Origin of the sequence: Klebsiella sp. CN_Kp104 (assembly GCF_040064515.1) — a bacterium.
Taxonomy (GTDB): domain Bacteria; phylum Pseudomonadota; class Gammaproteobacteria; order Enterobacterales; family Enterobacteriaceae; genus Klebsiella; species Klebsiella aerogenes.
Window position 1 is genome coordinate 405,499 of the sequence record NZ_JBEAII010000002.1, and the last position, 18,244, is coordinate 423,742.

Sequence of the window (18,244 nt, forward strand, 5' to 3'; positions counted from 1 at the left end):
TTTTATAAAGAGGTTGTTATGACTGATATTGAAAATTATCACGATTGGTTGCGTGACGCGCACGCTATGGAAAAGCAGGCCGAATCGATGCTTGAATCGATGGTCAAACGCATCGACAGCTACCCGGAATTATGCACCCGCCTTGAGCAGCATCTTTTTGAAACCCGTCGGCAAATTACCGTGCTGGATGATATTATTGCGCGCAACAATATTTCCCGCTCGGTTCTTAAAGACTCAATGAGTAAAATTGCCGCGATGGGACAATCTATTGGTGGAATGTTTCCACAAGATGAAGTGGTGAAAGGGGTGATCAGCGGCTACGTTTTCGAGCAGTTTGAGGTCGCCTGTTATACCTCCTTATTAACCGCCGCGCAAAAGGTCAACGATCATGATTCGATTGCGGATTTAGAAAGTATTTTGGCGGAAGAGAGAGGCATGGCCGAATGGCTGCTACAACATATTCCGGATATTACGGAGCAATATATTATTCGCTCCGAAACGCCGGGTTTTGATGCCAAACGTTAGCGGTAAAAGGTCTGTAAATGATTCGTCTCCTTGCTATCTTGTCGCGTATTAACGATAGCGCGCCGCCGCTAACGGCAGCAGGGCGGAATATTACGTTAGAGATAAATTTTGACGCGCACTGTCAGTGTCCGTCGTTGACCCCGAGGCAGCAAATTCTGGTAGATAAACTGGCCAGACGTAGTACGCCTGCACGGGATAAAAGTCATCCGTCAAAGAAAGGGTAACCGCCAGCGGCTACCCTTTCTTTGGTCAATCAGTCTGACTATCTTGTCAATAAGGGGAACCTGATGGCTGAGTTTGATGCATTTCATCTCGCGAGGATCCAGTTCGCCTTCACTATCTCCTTTCATATTATTTTTCCGGCATTAACCATCGGCCTTGCCAGCTATCTGGTGGTACTGGAAGGCATGTGGTTAAAAACACGGCGCCTGCTCTGGCGCCAGCTTTATCATTTCTGGCTAAATATTTTTGCGATTAATTTTGGTATGGGAGTGGTATCCGGCCTGGTCATGGCCTACCAATTTGGCACTAACTGGAGCGGTTTTTCCCAGTTTGCAGGCAGCATTACCGGGCCTTTACTGACATATGAAGTTTTAACCGCTTTTTTCCTCGAAGCGGGATTTCTTGGCGTGATGCTATTTGGCTGGAACCGGGTCGGGCCGGGATTACATTTCTTTTCGACCTGTATGGTAGCCATGGGAACGCTGGCCTCAACGTTTTGGATCCTGGCTTCCAATAGCTGGATGCAGACGCCTCAGGGCTTTCATATTGAGCAAGGGCAGGTGATACCGGATAGTTGGCTGGCGATAATCTTCAACCCCTCGTTTCCCTGGCGCTTACTTCATATGTCTATCGCCGCCTTTCTGAGTACCGCGCTGTTCGTTGGCGCTTCGGCGGCCTGGCACTTATTACGTGATAACGATACGCCAGCCATTCGAACAATGTTTTCAATGGCATTGTGGATGGCGTTGATTGTCGCCCCCATTCAGGCCGTAGTCGGCGATATGCATGGGCTGAACACGCTCAAGCACCAGCCGGCAAAAATTGCCGCTATTGAAGGTCATTGGGAAAATAAACCCGGCGAAGCGACGCCGCTGCTACTGTTCGGCCTACCGGATATGGCAGAAGAGCGCACACGATATCCGCTGGCTATCCCCGCCCTGGGCAGTTTGATTCTCACCCATAGCCGTAGCGCCCAGGTTCCAGCACTGAAAGACTTTCCCGCCAACGAACGGCCTAATTCGACGATTGTTTTCTGGTCGTTTCGTTTTATGGTCGGAGCCGGTTTTTTGATGATCGTGCTTGGCGCCATTGGCTGGTATTTACGTCGCCATAAACGTTTATGCGACTCGCGACCATTTTTGTGGTTTGCGTTAGCGATGGGACCCGTCGGTTTACTGACCATTCTGGCCGGCTGGATCACGACGGAAGTTGGACGCCAGCCCTGGGTGGTGTACGGTCTGTTGCGCACGCGGGACGCCGTCTCAGCGCATAGTACGCTGCAGATGAGCGTCAGCCTGACCGCCTTTGTGGTGGTCTATTTTGCGGTGTTTGGCGTGGGATATCTCTATCTTATTCGTCTACTCAAACTGGGACCTCAGCCTGAATCGGAATTAGCGCTTAATTCCTCCGGAACGCCAGCGCGTCCTTTATCGGCGCCGGATAAATTACCGAGTGAGGAGAAATTCTGATGGGAGTTGATCTGGCAGTCATCTGGTTTGCGATAATCATCTTCGCCACGCTGATGTATATCGTTATGGATGGTTTCGATCTCGGCATCGGCGCGCTATTTTTATTTACCCGCGATAAGGCGCATCGCGACACCATGGTCAATAGCGTGGCGCCCGTGTGGGATGGAAATGAGACCTGGTTGGTATTAGGCGGCGCCGGGTTATTTGGCGCTTTTCCGCTGGCCTACGCGGTGATCGTTGACGCCCTGACCATCCCGCTTACCGCGATGCTTATTGGCTTGATATTCCGCGGCGTGGCGTTTGAATTTCGTTTTAAAGCCGCGGAATCCCATCGCCGGTTTTGGGATAGCGCGTTTATGTGGGGGTCATTATTAGCCATCTTCAGCCAGGGGATCATCGTCGGCGCCATTCTGCATGGTTTTCCGTTGCATGGGCGGCAATTCGCTGGTTCGCCGCTTGACTGGTTGACGCCATTTAATTTGTTCTGTGGATTAGCGTTAATTGCCACTTATGCCTTACTGGGGGCGACCTGGCTTATTTTAAAAAGTGACGGGGCGTTGTTACGCTTGATGCGTCGGTTAACACGCACACTGCTGCTGCTTTTTCTAATTGCCATGGCTGTCATTAGTTTATGGACGCCGCTTACCCTCGCACGAATTGCTGAGCGCTGGTTTTCGCTCCCCAATGTCTTCTATTTTCTACCGGTGCCGCTACTGGTCCTTACCCTCAGCCTCTGGTTATGGCGGCTGAGTCAACACGCCGACAGCCACGCCGCGCCTTTTATTCTTACGCTTGGGTTGCTGTTCCTTGGTTTTAGCGGTTTAGGGATAAGTATCTGGCCCTGGATCATCCCACCGGATGTGACGCTCTGGCAGGCAGCGGCGCCAGTGGCCAGCCAGTTGTTCATGTTGGTCGGCACGCTGCTGATTGTTCCGGTTATCCTGGCCTATACCGCCTGGAGTTACTGGGTCTTTCGCGGCAAGGTGCGGGCAGATGAGGGCTATCACTAATGTGCAAGCGTATCGCCAAAAGGCTGGGCTGGCTGCTGTTGATCTGGTGCTGCGGCGTTCTGGTGGTGTTAATCATCAGTACGCTGGTGCGCGGTTTTATGACGCTGGCGGGGCTGCATGTCTAAAACGAGGGGACGAAGATGGCAGAGCAACCGTGGTTTCAAAACGCTGTAATTTATCAGGTTGATACCTCGCTGTTTTATGATGCCAATGGTGATGGCTGTGGCGATCTGGCCGGGATAAGGCAAAAACTCTATTACTTACGTAGCTTTGGGGTGACGGTATTGTGGTTAACCCCTTTTTATCTGACGCCATTTCTCGATGACGGTTATGACGTGCAGGATCATCTGCAGCCCGATCCGCGTTTTGGGCAAATCCGTGACGTTATTCAACTGATTGATGACGCGCGGGAACTGGGGATACGCGTTATCATTGAGTTGGTTATCCAGCATACCTCTTCGCAACACCCCTGGTTTCAAGAGGCGCGTAAAAACAGACATTCACCTTTCCGGCCATATTATCTCTGGGCCGATTCGCCGCCCAAACAGGACGATCCGCCAATGTTTCCTGGTGTCGAAAAGAGCGTTTGGCGCTGGGATCAACATGCGGGACAGTATTATCGTCACATGTTCTATCGCCACGAGCCTGATCTCAATCTGGTGCACCCTCCGGTGATAGACGAAATTGACAATATTGTGCGTTTTTGGCTGCGCGTTGGGGTGAGCGGTTTTCGGCTAGACGCCGCCTCGCACCTGGTTAAACAAGCCGGAAATGGCGACGAAGAGCAGGGGTACTGGATATTGGCCCATCTTCGGCAACTGGTTGAACAGACCAATCCTGAAGCCATTCTGCTCGGTGAAGTTGACGTGGCAGTGAATGATTATCGTCACTATTTCGGCCACAGCGATCGTCTGCAACTGGTGCTTAATTTCTGGCTGAACAAATTTTTTTACGTCAGCCTCGCCCGGCAGAGTGCGAAGCCGCTCGTTAGCGCGCTGCAAGCGATGATTAAGCTGCCGCCCGGTTGCTGTTTTGCTAACTGGCTACGTAATCACGATGAGCTCGACCTGGAGGGTATTGAGGACGCAGACCGGCAGTTTGTGCTGCGCTGTTTTGCCCCCGAGAAGTCGATGTCAGTCTATCAACGTGGCATTCGCCGCCGCCTGGCGCCGATGCTGGAGGGCAATATCCGTCGGCTGGCGCTTTGCCATGCGGTGTTACTGTCGCTGCCTGGCGTGCCTGTGATGCGCTATGGCGATGAAATCGGTATGGGAGAGGATCTGTCGCTGAAAGAGCGTTATGCCGTGAGGACGCCTATGCAATGGTCAGCCGGGGTGAATGGGGGCTTTTCCACCGCCGCGGCGGAAAAATTACTCGTCAGGCCGGTTGCCAGCGGTCCCTGGCGATATCAGCAGGTCAACGTCGAACTGGCGCTGCGTCAACGCCACTCGTTGTTGCAGCGAGTGCGGCAGATGGTTCAACTGCGCGCCGAATACCATGAGCCGGGGGCCACCCCCTTTGAGCTGGTATCCGGCTTGCCGCCATCGGTGTTAGCGCTGCGCTACCGCGGTCAATCTCGCGATCTGCTGATGCTGGCGAACTTCAGCGAACGCCCGGTAGAGGTACGATTGCCGCGTCAGGAGACAGGTTACTGGTCCTGCGTGCTGGAGGACCACCGTTATCGCGATCGCCTTACCGGCGGCAAGGTCTGCCGGTTACAGCTTGCCGATTATGGTTATCGCTGGTTTAGCCGCCAGCACGATTAACGGCGCTTGCGCGGGCGGCGTAGTAGTCCGCGTAATATCATCAGTCCAAATGCGATCCCAACGCCGGAGGCGACTTTACCAGGCAAATCGGCGCTGACGTTAAATGAGCGCTGGCGAGCGCCAGCGCTAAATGTCCCGCGGGTGCTATGCTCGCCCCGCACGGCAGAATAGAGATCGTCTGGCTTTTCGCTGCATTTCGCTTGTGCTGTCAGCTGACCTTCCCAGGCTTTGTTAACCATCAGGCGGTCAAGTAGTGAAGGGAAGAAAAATTGGCCAACGATGGATTGAATGGTGCTTTTACCCACCCACAATTCGCGAACGGGGCGCTGAACGACGCTAAAAATCGCCTCTGCCGCCACCTCCGGCTGATAAACCGGGGGAACGGGCTGCATCTCTTTATCCATTTTATTTCTTGCCCAACCAAACTGCGTCGTATTCATTCCCGGCAGTTGGACCATGGTTAATTGGATCCGGCTGCGTTGATGCATCAGTTCGGTTCGCACAGCATCGGTAAATCCGCGAATCGCCGCCTTCGCGCCGCAATACGCCGATTGCAAAGGGATGGAACGCCAGGCAAGCGCGGAGCCCACCTGGATTATTATCCCGCGGTTTCTGGGGCTCATCACTTCCAGCGCGGCGCGTGTACCGTTGACATAACCTAAATAGGTCACCTCCGTCACGCGGCGAAATTCCTCATCACTCATCAAATGGAAGGGCGCTAACACCGTGGTCATGGCATTATTGATCCACACTTCAATGGCGCCGAGCTGGGTTTCGATTTCCGCCGCGGCCTTCCGCAGCGAGCGAGCATCAGCGACGTCAGCGCTGATAACCTGTGTCCGGACGCCGTACTGTCGACATGCGTTTTCGGCCTCCTGTAGCCCACTTTCATCCCGCGCAATAATCGCCACATCATAGCCTGCCTTAGCAAAACGTAGCGCCGTCGCTTTACCGGCGCCCGCGCTGCCGCCGGTGATAACCATTACCGCCATAGTCGCCTCAATTGGTCTGAACATGGCATTTCGCCATGGTGTATTGGTCACTGAGTACTTGAGTATTATTGATTCATTGCTGGCCGGTGGCCGGAAATATCCGAGAGTACTTATTATGGCTAACAAACGACATTATTTATTATGGCAATGGCCAAATTTCATGATAACGCTACAATTTATAATTCAATGCCGCAAAGTTGGAGGTGGTATGTATATTAATTATGTTACTGAAAAAGAAGAGGACGACCCGACACGGGCTCCTGAGTCAGGCGATAAACAACCGGAACGCGATAAGTAACGTCTCTACGCTTCGGTCGGAATAATTGAAATCTGGCCATTACGTTCGAGGATCGCAAATTTAATCTTCTCAAGTTGATATATACCATGGTGCTGTCGCGCGGCGAGCAATATGTCATCCACAGAGATATTGACCATTTTCATTTTATCGTCAGCGACAACACCATTTTCTACGACGATCGTCGGCGAACCATCAAGATAATTCTCAGCCTGCGAAAAGCGCTTCTTTATATAGCCAAATAAAATATCCACGCTGACCAGCGTGACAATAGTCAGCATTGAACCGGTAACAGAATAGTCGGTGCTGAGCATGGCCTGCTGGGTGGCCTCACTGATAATCAACAGTAAAATCAGATCAAAACTGGTGAGTTGCATAAGCGTTCTTCTGCCAGCAACTTTAAATATAATCAATAAGATAAGATAGATTGCGACGGCTCTGAGCACCATTTCCATCGTTGTGACTCCTAAGGAAAGACAAATTGGCTAAAGGTGACGGTAGGTTGCCGGTTCGCCTGTAGTGTCGTGGAAAGTTTGCCAAACGTTTTTGGCGTGATAGATAACCACAGCGAAAGCGGCGCGCCACTGTTATTTTCATTGTAAACCAGTATCAGATGACCGTTAGCGCTGTACATTTTATCGGGCTGCGGTCGAATATCACCAATTTGGTAATAGCTTAATAACGTGGGTGAAAAATCCACTGTGGTATGTGCGAGGCCACTGTTTTTTACCTGAACATTGACTTCGGTTTCGCTCATTAGCCTGGCAAAACGGTCATAGTCTACCGTTAACGATGAAGCGGAATTCTCATGATGGGCGGAGCTCAGGAAGCCAGATGAAAATAAACCGCATAATGCAGCAATGATAATAATGGCGAGAAAAACCACCCCATAGCGCCGGAAGTTATACTCGAAGCGTAACGCCTGTAGATTCTCGTTTATCTCTGGCGGATCCTGTTGATTATTGTCCATCTTTCGGCTCCAGCATGATGTTTATATTTAACGATACGATAGCGACGTTGTTATTTTAGCTGATATCAGAATTATTGACGTTGTTAAAATCGCTATCCGCGGCCAGACTTTAATAACAGTCATGCTGACATGAAAGGTGAAATAATGAGGAAAAAGCTAATCGCGACACTCTGTTTGTTACTCACCGCTGGCGTCTGGGCTGAAGAAAAGGGCGGTTTTAAAAACGATGCCGCGCCGCCGCCGCCGCACCAGCTGGACGACGGCTATCGCGGTATGGAGGATGGCCGGATTATGACCATTGAGCAGGCGAAAACCATGCACGACGGCGCGACTATTTCCCTGCGCGGCAATGTGATTAAGCATGAAGGCGACGACCGTTATCTGTTCCGTGATAAAACTGGCACCATTGCGGCCATTATTCCGGCAGCCGTTTTTGATGGTCAGGACATCAAGCCAGACAAACTGGTGAGCATCAACGGAAGCCTGGATAGTAAAATGACGCCGCCGCTGGTGCGGGTTGATAAGCTGCGCAAACAAGCGCCCAATTAACCGGAGAGCCTGAGTATGAGCAGAGCGCATCACCATGAACTCGATAAACGCGGTAAACACCCGGCGCGAGAAGAGCCGGGTAAACACGGTGAGATCCCGCGGAAACGGGATGATAGCGACGATCACCGAAGCGATCCCTATCATCCGACGGAAAACGCCAAAGCGGTATGTTTCTGCTGAGGGTAATGAAACCCCGCGCCGCGCGCGGGGTTAGCGTTTACTCACGTAGCGCGTTTCGCCAGTCAGCGATCAGGTCTTGCGGATCTTCAATACCTACCGAGAGTCGAATCAACTGCGGCGTTATGCCATTCGCCAGCCGCTGTTCCAGCGGAATGGAGGCGTGCGTCATGCTGAATGGCTGGCTCACCAGGCTTTCCACACCCCCCAGGCTTTCCGCCAGGGTAAATAACCGTAGTTTTTTGATGATGCGCCCGGCGTAGTCATCATCTCCTTTGACCACAACGGAAATCATACCGCCTGGCAGGGCCATCTGTCGGCGGGCCAGATCGTGATGGGGATGGCTGGCGAGCCAGGGGAACCACACTTTCTCGACCTGCGGCTGCTGCTCCAGCCATTCCGCCAGCAGCAGAGCGTTGCTGCTATGACGTTCCACCCGTAGAGCCAGGGTGCGAATGCCGCGCAGCGTCAGGAAGCTGCTGAATGGGTCAAGTACGCCGCCGACGGCGTTTTGCAGATAGCCCAACTTCTCGGCCAGCGCCGGATTGTCGCCAACCACCGCCAACCCGGCGACGACATCCGAATGACCGTTGAGATATTTGGTTGCTGAATGCACCACGATATCAAAGCCCAGTTCGATAGGGCGATGGATGATCGGTGAGGCAAAGGTATTATCGGTGACGCTGATAATGTTATGTCGACGGGCAATCTCGGCAATGGCCGCAAGATCCGCCAGCTTGAGTAACGGATTGGTCGGCGTTTCCACCCAAATCATCCGCGTATCAGGGCGGATCGCGGCTTCGATGCCTGCCAGATCGTCAGGTTTGACCCAGGTCACTTGCAGACCGGCGCTACGACGGCGAACATTTTCAATCAGCCGGTATGTGCCGCCATAGACATCATCTACCGCCACCAGATGGCTATCCTTATCCAGCAGTTCCAGTACCGTGGAAATGGCCGCGAGGCCTGAAGCAAAAGCAAAACCCCGGCTACCGCTTTCCAGCTCTGCAATGGCCGTTTCCAGCGCGTGGCGGGTCGGATTGCCGCTACGCGAATATTCATAGCCGGTATGCTGGCCCGGCGCGGGCTGGGCAAAGGTGGAGGTGGCGTAAATTGGTGGCATCACCGCGCCATGCTGGTCGTTAAAAATGCCGCTATGGACGCTGAGCGTCTGTAAGTTTTTCATGTTCGTTCCTTATTGTTCCAGTCGGTTACGCCAGGTGGTCAGGACGTCGCTACGGGTAATCAGGCCGATAAACCGATCGTTATCGGTAACGACCACGACATGTCCACGGTCGAAGATATCTTTAAGCGCGCTTTCCGGGGCGTGCTTATCCAGGGTTTCGACATGGCGGGTCATCGCCTCTCTGACCGGCAGCGCGAAACGCCGGCTGTCGCCCTGGACGTGGCTTATCAGATCCCATTCATCGACGATGCCAACCACGTGGCCGTTTTCCAGCACCGGCAGCTGGGAAAAATCGTACAGGCGCATACGAGCAAGGACGGCAGCCAGCGTATCGTCGGGCGCGGCGGTGACGGTTGCGCCTTCGTCATGACGCAGGGCGATAAAATCGCTAAGATCGCCGCGCGTCGGGCGGCTTAGCAGACCTTGCTGGCGCATCCAGTCGTCGTTGAACATTTTCGACAGGTATTTGTTGCCGCTATCGCAGGCGAAGGTAACCACCCGCTTAGCGCTAGACTGCGCCCGGCAGTAGCGAAGTGCAGCGGTCAGCAGAGTGCCCGTTGACGATCCGGCCAGGATGCCTTCCACTTGCAGCAGCTGCCGGGCGGTGGCGAACGCTTCACGATCGGTCACACGCCACGCTTTACGCACTTTCTCCAGATGGGCGAGCGGGGGAATAAAATCTTCGCCGATTCCCTCCACCAGCCAGGAGCCGGTTTCGCCGTATTGCCCGGTTTCTACCTGATCTGCCAGAATCGAGCCCGCAGGATCGGCAAGAATAAATTCGGTTTTCGGCGAGTGTTGCGCAAACCACGCCTGCAAACCGCCCAGGGTACCGCCTGAGCCGACACCAACCACCACGGCGTCAATGTCGCCATCGAGTTGCTCAAACAGCTCCGGCGCGGTAGTGGTGGCATGAGCCAACGGGTTGGCTTCATTATTGAACTGGTCAATATAAAACGCGCCCGGCGTTTCATCCGCCAGACGGCGGGCGTAGTCCTGATAATAGGCGGGATGACCTTTGTTGACGTCCGAGCGGGTTAACTGCACGGTGGCGCCCAGCGCACGCAGATGGAAAATTTTCTCGCGGCTCATTTTGTCCGGCACCACCAGAATCAGTTTATAGCCTTTCTGCGCGGCAATCAGCGCCAGCCCCAACCCGGTATTACCGGCGGTGGCTTCAATGATGGTGCCGCCGGGGAGCAGTTTTCCCTGGCGCTCGGCTTCATTAATCATCGACAACGCCACGCGATCCTTTATCGAACCGCCGGGGTTTTGGTTTTCCAGTTTCAGGAACAGGCTGCACGGGCCGGTATCCAGTTTATGCAGCTGTAACAGCGGGGTATGACCAATCAGGTCGCTTACAGAGTGAAAGAGTGACATAACCATTTACCCATTCGTATCGAGATAGCTGAATGGTAGAACTGTAAAAACGGCATTTTAAAGAACATAAATCTGCCGTTTAGCGCAAAATGGAATATAAGATGCTTTTTAGCCATCCAGAAGGAAAGCAGGTTATCCGCCCGGGCGTATCGATTGCTGGAATAGCGGTTTTTTGCCTTGTTTTTAAGCAAATTAGCCGCTGGCGTTGGCTGGTCTATGCATTTTCCGGCAAAGCATTACTGAAAATTATCGATAGCTTGACTCTCCAGGCATAGCGATTATAAATAAATTGACTCTGCCGATATGGCAAGGCTATGACCGTCACTGGATTACCACCTGGACCGATAAGGGAATACTGATGAAACTGTGGAATAAAACGCTGATTACCTCCGCATTGTGCCTGGCGTTGTTTGGCTGCGATGACTCATCGAAAGTCGACAATAAACTGGATCAGGCCAAAGATAACGCGGAACAAATTAAAGATGCGGCCGCCGATAAAGCGCGGGCCATTAAGCAAGAAGCGGATAAGCAGATCGACGACATCAAAACGCAGGCCAATAATGAAGCAGATAGCCTGAAAACCCAGGCCAGCAGTATTAAATCTGAAGCCGACAAGAAGGCCGACGCGATTGCCCAGGATGCGAAAAATAAAGCGGATGCGGTAAAACAGGATGCGCAGCAAAAAAGCGATGCGATCATGAAAGAGGCGGGAAAAATTAAAGATAACGCCATCGTTGAAGCCAACCAGCTTTCCGCCGATGCCGCCAATAAGACCAAAGAGATAAAAGAGAGTATCGCGCCGGAGCAAGCGCCAGCGCAGCAGGCGCCGGCCGGCCAACAGTAAATATTTGAGTGCTTACCGCGGCGGTATTGTCGCCGCCGCGGTGCGTTTCTCAGGAAATAAACAGACTCAGTAATAACACCATCAACAGACCCACCACCGAGTTGATGAGCTCCAGTAAGCCCCAGGTCTTAAAGGTATCACGCATCGAGATACCAAACGTTTCCTTAAAGAGTAAAAAGCCGCCGTCATACATCAAAGTAATGGTATTGCTACCACAGGCCACCGCCAGGCACATCAGCGCTGGATTAAGATGAAATGCGGTAACCATTGGCGAAACAATCCCTGCTGAAGTAATTGCCGCAACGGCGCCCTGGCCGGTAAGAATACGAATAATAGCGGTAATCAGCCAGGCGATAATAAACGGCGACAGCGGGACGTGGCTCATCATCGTGACGATATGGTCGCCGACGCCAGAATCGATAATAACCTGTTTAAGAATGCCGCCGGCGCTGATGACGAACAGGACGTTGGCAATTCTGGCGACCGAGTCCGTGACGCAGTGGTTAACCTGAACGGCATTCATACCGCGGCGGCAGCCGAGCAGCCAGATTGCGGCGCCGGTCGCCAACAGCATGCTAATTTCCGCGCTACCGAGGAACTGGAAGAATTTTGCCGCAGAAGAGGCCGCGCCAAACAGCGACTGAATCAGCGAAGACGCAATCATTAATATCGCGGGGATCAGCGGAATGGCAATGCTGACCGCAAACGACGGCAGCGCGTCGGCAGGTTTCTCCTCCTGCGGTTGAATCATGGCATTCAGCTTCATTTCGCGGATACCCGGAAGCCAGGCAGGTAACAGGATCCCCGCACAGAACAGCGCCGGGATGATCACGATAATGCCGTACAGATAAACCTGAACAATATCCGCCTGGAAGGCGCTGACTAATGCAACCGGCCCCGGCTGTGGCGGAAATAAACTATGTCCCATGGTGGCGCCGACGACCGTCGGAATAACCAGTTTCATCCACGGGATATTGGCTTTGCTGGCGATGTTGAGAACCAGCGGCATAGCAATCAAAAACGCCACTTCATAAAACATGGCAATGCCGAAGATGACGCCGATAAACATCAAGCCGACCGCCAGATAACGGGTGCCGCAACGTCTGATTACCGTATCGGCAATCTGCTGGCTGGCGCCGGATTCGGTCATAAATTTGCCGATGATAGCGCCGAATATAATGATCAGCGCCAGGTGTCCCATTATTCCGCCCAGTCCTTGCTGAACCATCGAGACGATTTTATCGAGGGGCACACCTTCCATAACGGCGACGAACAGGCCGGCAATTAATAAGGCGAAAATATTGTGAACTTTGTATTTCAGATTCATGATGACCAGTAGCGCAATACCGACCACCACCCATAGCAGAGCCAGGGCTGGAGACATGGCATCCTCCCAACAGAGATTTTATTATTTTCAGTGCCGGAGAGCTCCGGCACCTGGGTGACGAGCGGATCAGGCGTGCTGGTTTTCCAGCGCTTCCCATAATCCCAGTAGGTAAGTGGCGCCGAGCGCGCGATCGTATAAGCCGTATCCCGGACGGCCGGTTTCTCCCCAGATAAAACGGCCATGATCGGGACGAATATAGCCGTCGAAGCCGTTGTCGTGCAGCGCCTGCATCACCCGATACATATCGAGCGAGCCATAGCGGGTAGGGTGCGCCGATTCGTAGAAATCTTTGTCTTTTATGATTTTAATATTTCTGACATGAGCGAAATGAATGCGCCCGCGCTGGCTGAATTCCGCGAGGATTTGATAAACGTTATTTTGCGGCTCCTCGGCAATAGAGCCGGTACATAAGGTAATACCGTTTGCCGGTGAATCCACCGCGCGACACAACCAGTCGAGATCGTCGCGGTTTTTAATAATGCGCGGTAGACCAAAAATAGAGTACGGCGGATCGTCAGGATGAATGGCCATTTTCACGCCGACCTCTTCGCAGACCGGAATAATTTTCTCCAGGAAATAGAGCAGATTTTCTCGCAGTTTGTCATCATCGACCGCTTTATAGCTGTCGAATAACGTCTGTACCTGCGCTAAACGTTCGGGCTCCCAGCCCGGCAGGGCATAGCCGTTGGCGTTGCTGAGCACTTCCGCGACGACCTGTTCCAGCGTTTTATCGATGCCGGCTTTTTCAAAAGCCATCGTTAGCGAACCGTCCGCCAGCCGGTAGTTCATGTCGGTTTTCATCCAGTCGAAAACCGGCATAAAGTTGTAGCAGATGACCTTAACGCCAAAGGCGGCGAGGTTACGGATCGTTTGCTGATAGTTGGCGATATAGCGATCGCGCTCCGGCAGCCCGATTTTAATCGCGTCGTGAATATTCACGCTTTCGATAACTTCCATCGTCAGACCGTTAGCGTGGGCCTGCTCGACTAACGCCTTAATTTTCTCCCGTGGCCAGACTTCGCCAACCGGTACGTCGTACAGCGCGCCGACCACACCTTCCACTCCAGGAACCTGACGGATCTGCTCAAGAGTGACTTTATCTTCGTCTGGCCCAAACCAGCGCATCGTCATTTGCATGAAAACTTTTCCTTACCGCGTTGTTTATGGTCTACTACCATACAAGTTGGGTTAAGGATAACGACAATGCGGAGAGGGGGACATGATCGAACTCACAAAACCATACATCGGATGAATTGCACACGCTGACGTAATGCTCATTACAAGATGCGTAAAATCGGGTAAAGGGGGCGGTTAACGTGGCGGCATCAGGTAGAATTACTATGCTTAGAGACGAAGTCTCTTTTTTAAGTCGTTAATTTTGTTTGTATGGAGAGTGTATGGGTTTCTGGAGAATCGTATTTACTATCATCCTGCCGCCGCTGGGCGTACTGCTGGGTAAGGGCTTCGGCTGGGCATTCATTCTGAATATAATTCTGACCTTGCTGGGCTATATTCCTGGCCTTATTCACGCGTTCTGGGTACAAACCCGCGATTAATTCCTGTCAATAATTTAGCGGCGCATTCGCGCCGCTATCGTTCATAGCGTGAAGCTTCAGCGATTAGATTTTAGCGTGCCTTTCAGCCCATGCGGTTCTGAACGCAGGTATTGCGGCGGCACCCTAACCTGGGCCCCCAGAGCCGCCGCAGCCTGCCACGGCCAGTGTGGGTTGTAGAGCGCCGCGCGGGCGATGGCAACTAGATCGGCGTCGCCATTTTGCAGGGCATCTTCAGCCTGCTGCGGTTCGGTAATTAACCCTACGCCAATGACCGGAACGTTGATCTGCTGGCGGATTTCATGGGCGAACGGTAACTGATAGCCAGGACCGACCTGAATCGCCTGCTGCGGCGACAACCCGCCGCTGGAGACGTGAATATAGTCGCAACCCAGCGCTTCAAGCTGCTGGCTAAAGACGATGGATTGCGCCGTATCCCAACCGCCATCCACCCAGTCTGTCGCCGAAAGCCGAACGCCGACGGCGATATTTTCGCTGACCGCCTCCCGTATTGCCTGGAAAACCTCCAGCGGGAAACGTAAGCGGTTTTCCAGCGAACCGCCGTATTCATCTGTTCGCTGGTTGCTCAGCGGCGAGAGGAATTGGTGCAACAGATAGCCGTGGGCGGCATGCAGCTCTATCAGTTCAATTCCCAGGCGTTCGGCGCGCCGCGCGCTATCAACAAAGGCTTGCTTAAGCCGCGTCAGATCGTCATGGCTCAGCGCTTTCGGCGCCCGGTCGCCGTCATGGAATGCCAGCGCGGATGGGGCGACGGTTTGCCAGCCGCCGTTATCCAGCGCTAACTGACCGCCGCCAAGCCAGGGGGCAGCGACGGAGGCTTTGCGCCCGGCATGCCCCAGCTGGATTCCGATGCGGGTTGTTGAATAGGCGCGAACATCTTCCAGTACCCGGTACAGGGCGGCTTCGGTTTCATCATCCCACAGGCCAACGTCCGCCGGGGAGATGCGACCAGCGGGTTCGACGGCGCTGGCTTCAATAATCACCAAACCGGCGCCGGAGAAAGCCAGCTGTCCAAGATGAATACGGTGCCAGGCGGTTGCCTTGCCGTTTTCGGCGGAGTACTGACACATCGGGGCGATGACAATCCGGTTTTCCAGCGCCAGTTTCCCAATTCGCGCAGGGCTAAATAGTTGACTCATATGTACCTCGTAAGCGTTGTGCTACCTGATAACCTGTAGTTGTAACATGCCTGGATGGCGGTCTCTTTTCCGTTGTTGCGCTTAAGACGCAGTTAGTCGTTATTCGCATGCTGATGGATCACCACTCTTCATGACTGAACCACAGCTTGCGCCGGCGACCGCTGGCCTGCTGTGAAACCGATCTCGCCATCGAGGCGCCGATTTCCGCGCTGGCGACGAGGCCCTGAACGAAAGGGCGGTCATGCATCAACCACGGCAGCGCGCCGAAGGCAATGCGGCCGCGAGCGCACGCCGGCGCCTGCAGGGTGTAATCGTCACCAATATCCGGGATTTCATCACCACAGGCGAGAAGCTGCTGGCGCAGCGTCGGGAAAGGGATATCTTTACTCTTCAGCGCCTTTTGGCCTCTGGCGTCAATAAAGACGTCAAATTCGCTGCGTTGGTTGTGATGGTGAATGACCGTCCGTTGTGGTTGAACTTCCAGTTGATAATCGGCCCCGAGCGGCAAAATACTAATCACCCCGGCCTCACGCAGCGCCAGCAGGCGGCGAATCGATTCCGATGGAATGGCCGCGTAATTATCGATAAATACCCGGGCGAGCCCTGTTTTAAAGCGTTCGCGGTCGCGTTCGTTAAGATGCGGCGTAATCATCTCAATCACTTCATGCAATCGCAGAATGGTATACCGCCACGGCACGGTATGCTGTTGCTGTTTGTTGCGTTCCACTTCCTGCAAATTGGCTTGCGCCCAGGCAAAGGGATCGTGTCGTTTTCTGTCGATAAACCAGGCGTCGCTGAACGTATCCGCGGTGAGCTGGCGTAAGCCTATCTGCTTACACCAGTGCGGCGCGGCGAGTTCCAGCTCCCTGACGATAAGTTGGAATACGCGATCCAGCAATCCCTCACTACCCTCAGCGATGGCCGTTTCCAGCCTCTGATGGGTGACAATTTCCAGCGGTTCATAGGGGATAGGACAGTAGAAATCGGCCTCGGGCAGGATGCCGTTTCGTGACATCAGGGTGATATGGAGTTTGTGGCTGGCGTCATTAAGCCGAAAATGGACGCTCTCATCGGCGTCAGTCGTAAAATGGCCATGCTGAATGACGACGGCGACGGCAGCATCAATGCCGCTGAGTGAAGTCCCCATGATACCGACCCGGCAGGGGGCTATTTGCGCCTGCATCAAACCGCTCCAGGGGCTGGGATAATATTCGCGGGAAGAATCATCGTCCTGCGGCCAGAGATGACCGGTGGCGATAACGGCAAAATCCGCGCGTTCCGCTGTGGGCGCGTGATTAATCCACAGTTTGACGCCATCCTGTTCCGCCTGGAGATCGGTAACCTCGCAGGATTCGCGCACGCTAACGTTGAAACCCGCTAACCTGGCTTTCTCCAACAGCGCCAGGAACCGATCGCGATAATAGTCGCCGAGGATCACGCGCGGTAAAAATTGCCGCTCATGTAAGGCCTCACGCTCAATGCCATACCGGGTGAGCCAGTTTTCGCTCTGATTTTGTAGCCACGTCAGATAGGTAATGTAGATGGGGGGGATTTCGATACTGGCGATATTCGCCAGCATTTGCGCTGAGTTATGCTCATCGTTATAAGGCATGCCGACGCCAGCCTCTTCACCCTGCTCGTAGAGCACTATCTCCAGCGGCTCACCCCGTTCAACCAGGGAATGAAAAGTATAGATCCCGGTCGGCCCAACGCCGACAATCGCCACTTTCTTCATCGTTATCCTTCCTTTGGTGTGGTTCCCGAACTGAAAGATAAGTGTGGTAGAGAAAATGACGAAAGGTGGAGTTATTTAGGCAACGCGAGGAAAAGTGTGCGTTCCTGGGTGGTGGAGGCTTTGAATCCGTGGTGTAGATAGAATCGCTTCGCGCTATCGGTCAGGGCATGGACCATCAGGGCTCGTACGCCAACATTTTCGGCAACGCGATAACTGCGTAAGAGCGCATCATGGAGTAAATCAGCTCCCAGCCCCTGTCCGTGAAACGCGCAGTCGATCGCCAGGCGGGCGAGAATGATGACCGGGATAGGATCGGGCATATTGCGCCGCAGGCCGCCAGTGGCTTCCGTGTGATTAACGCTGCCGGTTGCTAACGAATAAAACCCCACCACCTGATGGCTATCTTCCTTGCAGACCACAAAGGTTCTCGCGGCGCCCTGTGCCTGATTTTTCAATCCTCGCTGTTTCAGCCATTGATCGAGAACCGTTTCTCCACAACAAAATTCCGCGATCTGATGGTGTGAAGATAGCGGTGCAGGCGCGCTTATTTTTCCCATTGTGGTTTTCTCGCCAGCAATTTATCGAGAGCGGGGTTAGCTTCAACCGGCGCATCCAGCATGTCGATAAACTCGGCGTATTGCTCATCGCTTAAGTTAAACACCCGGCGGTCGAGAATGACGTTTTCTGCCGCCTGGCAGGCCATCTCAAGGATAAAATCGGTCCGTGATTTGTGCAGAATTTCGGCAGCCGCATCAATCAGCGCCCGCTGGGACTCCTTCGCCCGGATGTTGAGTTGGATATCTGATTTCATCTTCTTTTCCCGTATAGCAATTGGTATACAGCTCATTGTAGAACAGGTGTATAGCAAATGCTATACATTCTGTCTGCACGGTCTATCAGGAGACATATACTTAATTTGAAACAAATTAGCATGCTAATTAACTTGCAGCCATACGATTATTGGGTGTATTTAACATATGGGTAACTTAAGAAACTTTACATTTACATATGCAGTTGGCCCTGC

Annotated in this window: 22 protein-coding genes; 11 read left to right on the forward strand and 11 right to left on the reverse strand. The window is 53.3% G+C overall.

The window, feature by feature from the left end; all coding sequences use genetic code 11:
• The first annotated feature begins 18 nt into the window (after nt 1-18).
• The 5 genes from ABLU80_RS03905 to ABLU80_RS03925 all read left to right on the forward strand — a co-directional run bounded on the left by ABLU80_RS03905 (nt 19) and on the right by ABLU80_RS03925 (nt 4,992).
• Nucleotides 19-525: a DUF892 family protein gene (locus ABLU80_RS03905; RefSeq protein ID WP_015366679.1), complete on the forward strand. Its 507-nt coding sequence runs from the start codon at nt 19-21 to the stop codon at nt 523-525.
• 287 nt (nt 526-812) lie between these two features.
• A complete protein-coding gene (locus ABLU80_RS03910) occupies nt 813-2,216 on the forward strand; it encodes a cytochrome ubiquinol oxidase subunit I (protein WP_348849725.1) in 1,404 nt (467 codons plus the stop codon).
• Complete coding sequence (gene cydB, locus ABLU80_RS03915) at nt 2,216-3,226, forward strand: cytochrome d ubiquinol oxidase subunit II (RefSeq protein WP_032711610.1); 1,011 nt, start codon at nt 2,216-2,218, stop codon at nt 3,224-3,226. The genes ABLU80_RS03910 and cydB overlap by 1 nt, the downstream gene beginning before the upstream one ends.
• Nucleotides 3,226-3,351 carry a DUF2474 family protein gene (locus ABLU80_RS03920; RefSeq protein WP_015366675.1) on the forward strand — a complete coding sequence of 42 codons (126 nt, stop codon included), beginning with the start codon at nt 3,226-3,228 and terminating at the stop codon, nt 3,349-3,351. Before cydB ends, ABLU80_RS03920 begins: the two co-directional genes overlap by 1 nt.
• Before the next feature lie 15 nt (nt 3,352-3,366).
• Nucleotides 3,367-4,992, forward strand: a complete 1,626-nt coding sequence (locus ABLU80_RS03925) for an alpha-amylase family protein (protein WP_260841521.1) — start codon at nt 3,367-3,369, stop codon at nt 4,990-4,992.
• Here the strand turns inward: ABLU80_RS03925 and ABLU80_RS03930 are convergent.
• The gene (locus ABLU80_RS03930) at nt 4,989-6,008 is read right to left on the reverse strand and encodes an SDR family oxidoreductase (protein ID WP_348849726.1); all 1,020 of its coding nucleotides are present in this window, start codon (nt 6,006-6,008) and stop codon (nt 4,989-4,991) included. The two genes, ABLU80_RS03925 and ABLU80_RS03930, sit on opposite strands and share 4 nt — an antisense overlap.
• Between ABLU80_RS03930 and ABLU80_RS03935 the strand changes: the two genes are divergently transcribed.
• Nucleotides 6,007-6,282, forward strand: a complete 276-nt coding sequence (locus tag ABLU80_RS03935) for a hypothetical protein (protein WP_100280374.1) — start codon at nt 6,007-6,009, stop codon at nt 6,280-6,282. The genes ABLU80_RS03930 and ABLU80_RS03935 overlap by 2 nt on opposite strands.
• A gap of 5 nt (nt 6,283-6,287) precedes the next feature.
• Here ABLU80_RS03935 and ABLU80_RS03940 read toward each other — a convergent pair whose 3' ends face one another.
• Both ABLU80_RS03940 and ABLU80_RS03945 read right to left on the reverse strand, forming a co-directional pair.
• Complete coding sequence (locus ABLU80_RS03940) at nt 6,288-6,734, reverse strand: YetF domain-containing protein (protein WP_015366672.1); 447 nt, start codon at nt 6,732-6,734, stop codon at nt 6,288-6,290.
• Between the two features lie 11 nt (nt 6,735-6,745).
• Nucleotides 6,746-7,249 (reverse strand): hypothetical protein, encoded by a 504-nt coding sequence (locus ABLU80_RS03945; RefSeq protein ID WP_348849729.1) that lies wholly within the window; start codon nt 7,247-7,249, stop codon nt 6,746-6,748.
• Nucleotides 7,250-7,393: 144 nt separating this feature from the next.
• On the opposite strand from ABLU80_RS03945, the gene ABLU80_RS03950 reads away from it, so the two are divergent.
• Both ABLU80_RS03950 and ABLU80_RS03955 read left to right on the forward strand, forming a co-directional pair.
• The gene (locus ABLU80_RS03950; protein WP_015366670.1) at nt 7,394-7,798 is read left to right on the forward strand and encodes a YdeI family stress tolerance OB fold protein; all 405 of its coding nucleotides are present in this window, start codon (nt 7,394-7,396) and stop codon (nt 7,796-7,798) included.
• 15 nt (nt 7,799-7,813) lie between these two features.
• Entirely contained in the window at nt 7,814-7,978 is a 165-nt protein-coding gene (locus ABLU80_RS03955; RefSeq protein ID WP_015705356.1) for a hypothetical protein, read from the forward strand.
• Between the two features lie 37 nt (nt 7,979-8,015).
• Here the strand turns inward: ABLU80_RS03955 and ABLU80_RS03960 are convergent, their stop codons facing one another.
• Together ABLU80_RS03960 and ABLU80_RS03965 are read right to left on the reverse strand one after the other, a co-directional pair.
• Complete coding sequence (locus ABLU80_RS03960) at nt 8,016-9,161, reverse strand: PLP-dependent aspartate aminotransferase family protein (protein WP_087860741.1); 1,146 nt, start codon at nt 9,159-9,161, stop codon at nt 8,016-8,018.
• Nucleotides 9,162-9,170: 9 nt separating this feature from the next.
• On the reverse strand, nt 9,171-10,547 hold the full coding sequence (locus ABLU80_RS03965) for a pyridoxal-phosphate dependent enzyme (RefSeq protein ID WP_162184109.1): 1,377 nt from the start codon (nt 10,545-10,547) through the stop codon (nt 9,171-9,173).
• 95 nt (nt 10,548-10,642) lie between these two features.
• Between ABLU80_RS03965 and ABLU80_RS03970 the strand changes: the two genes are divergently transcribed.
• Entirely contained in the window at nt 10,643-10,816 is a 174-nt protein-coding gene (locus ABLU80_RS03970; RefSeq protein WP_015705359.1) for a hypothetical protein, read from the forward strand.
• An 83-nt stretch (nt 10,817-10,899) separates the two neighbouring features.
• Nucleotides 10,900-11,385 carry a lipoprotein gene (locus ABLU80_RS03975; protein ID WP_015366666.1) on the forward strand — a complete coding sequence of 162 codons (486 nt, stop codon included), beginning with the start codon at nt 10,900-10,902 and terminating at the stop codon, nt 11,383-11,385.
• 49 nt (nt 11,386-11,434) lie between these two features.
• On the opposite strand, the gene ABLU80_RS03980 is transcribed toward ABLU80_RS03975, so the two are convergent.
• Nucleotides 11,435-12,769 carry a gluconate:H+ symporter gene (locus ABLU80_RS03980; protein ID WP_047077518.1) on the reverse strand — a complete coding sequence of 445 codons (1,335 nt, stop codon included), beginning with the start codon at nt 12,767-12,769 and terminating at the stop codon, nt 11,435-11,437.
• Nucleotides 12,770-12,838: 69 nt separating this feature from the next.
• A complete protein-coding gene (gene uxuA, locus ABLU80_RS03985) occupies nt 12,839-13,909 on the reverse strand; it encodes a mannonate dehydratase (RefSeq protein ID WP_015705361.1) in 1,071 nt (356 codons plus the stop codon).
• 260 nt (nt 13,910-14,169) lie between these two features.
• Here uxuA and ABLU80_RS03990 point away from each other — a divergent pair, with 260 nt between their 5' ends.
• Nucleotides 14,170-14,328, forward strand: a complete 159-nt coding sequence (locus tag ABLU80_RS03990) for a YqaE/Pmp3 family membrane protein (protein WP_002903230.1) — start codon at nt 14,170-14,172, stop codon at nt 14,326-14,328.
• A gap of 56 nt (nt 14,329-14,384) precedes the next feature.
• On the opposite strand, the gene ABLU80_RS03995 is transcribed toward ABLU80_RS03990, so the two are convergent.
• The 4 genes from ABLU80_RS03995 to ABLU80_RS04010 form a co-directional block, all read right to left on the reverse strand.
• Nucleotides 14,385-15,485: an NADH:flavin oxidoreductase/NADH oxidase gene (locus tag ABLU80_RS03995; RefSeq protein ID WP_320944242.1), complete on the reverse strand. Its 1,101-nt coding sequence runs from the start codon at nt 15,483-15,485 to the stop codon at nt 14,385-14,387.
• A gap of 118 nt (nt 15,486-15,603) precedes the next feature.
• A complete protein-coding gene (locus ABLU80_RS04000; protein WP_320944241.1) occupies nt 15,604-17,220 on the reverse strand; it encodes an FAD-NAD(P)-binding protein in 1,617 nt (538 codons plus the stop codon).
• Between the two features lie 71 nt (nt 17,221-17,291).
• Nucleotides 17,292-17,777 carry a GNAT family N-acetyltransferase gene (locus ABLU80_RS04005; protein WP_063445746.1) on the reverse strand — a complete coding sequence of 162 codons (486 nt, stop codon included), beginning with the start codon at nt 17,775-17,777 and terminating at the stop codon, nt 17,292-17,294.
• The gene (locus ABLU80_RS04010; protein ID WP_015705366.1) at nt 17,765-18,031 is read right to left on the reverse strand and encodes a DUF1778 domain-containing protein; all 267 of its coding nucleotides are present in this window, start codon (nt 18,029-18,031) and stop codon (nt 17,765-17,767) included. Before ABLU80_RS04010 ends, ABLU80_RS04005 begins: the two co-directional genes overlap by 13 nt.
• Nucleotides 18,032-18,244 lie beyond the last annotated feature (213 nt).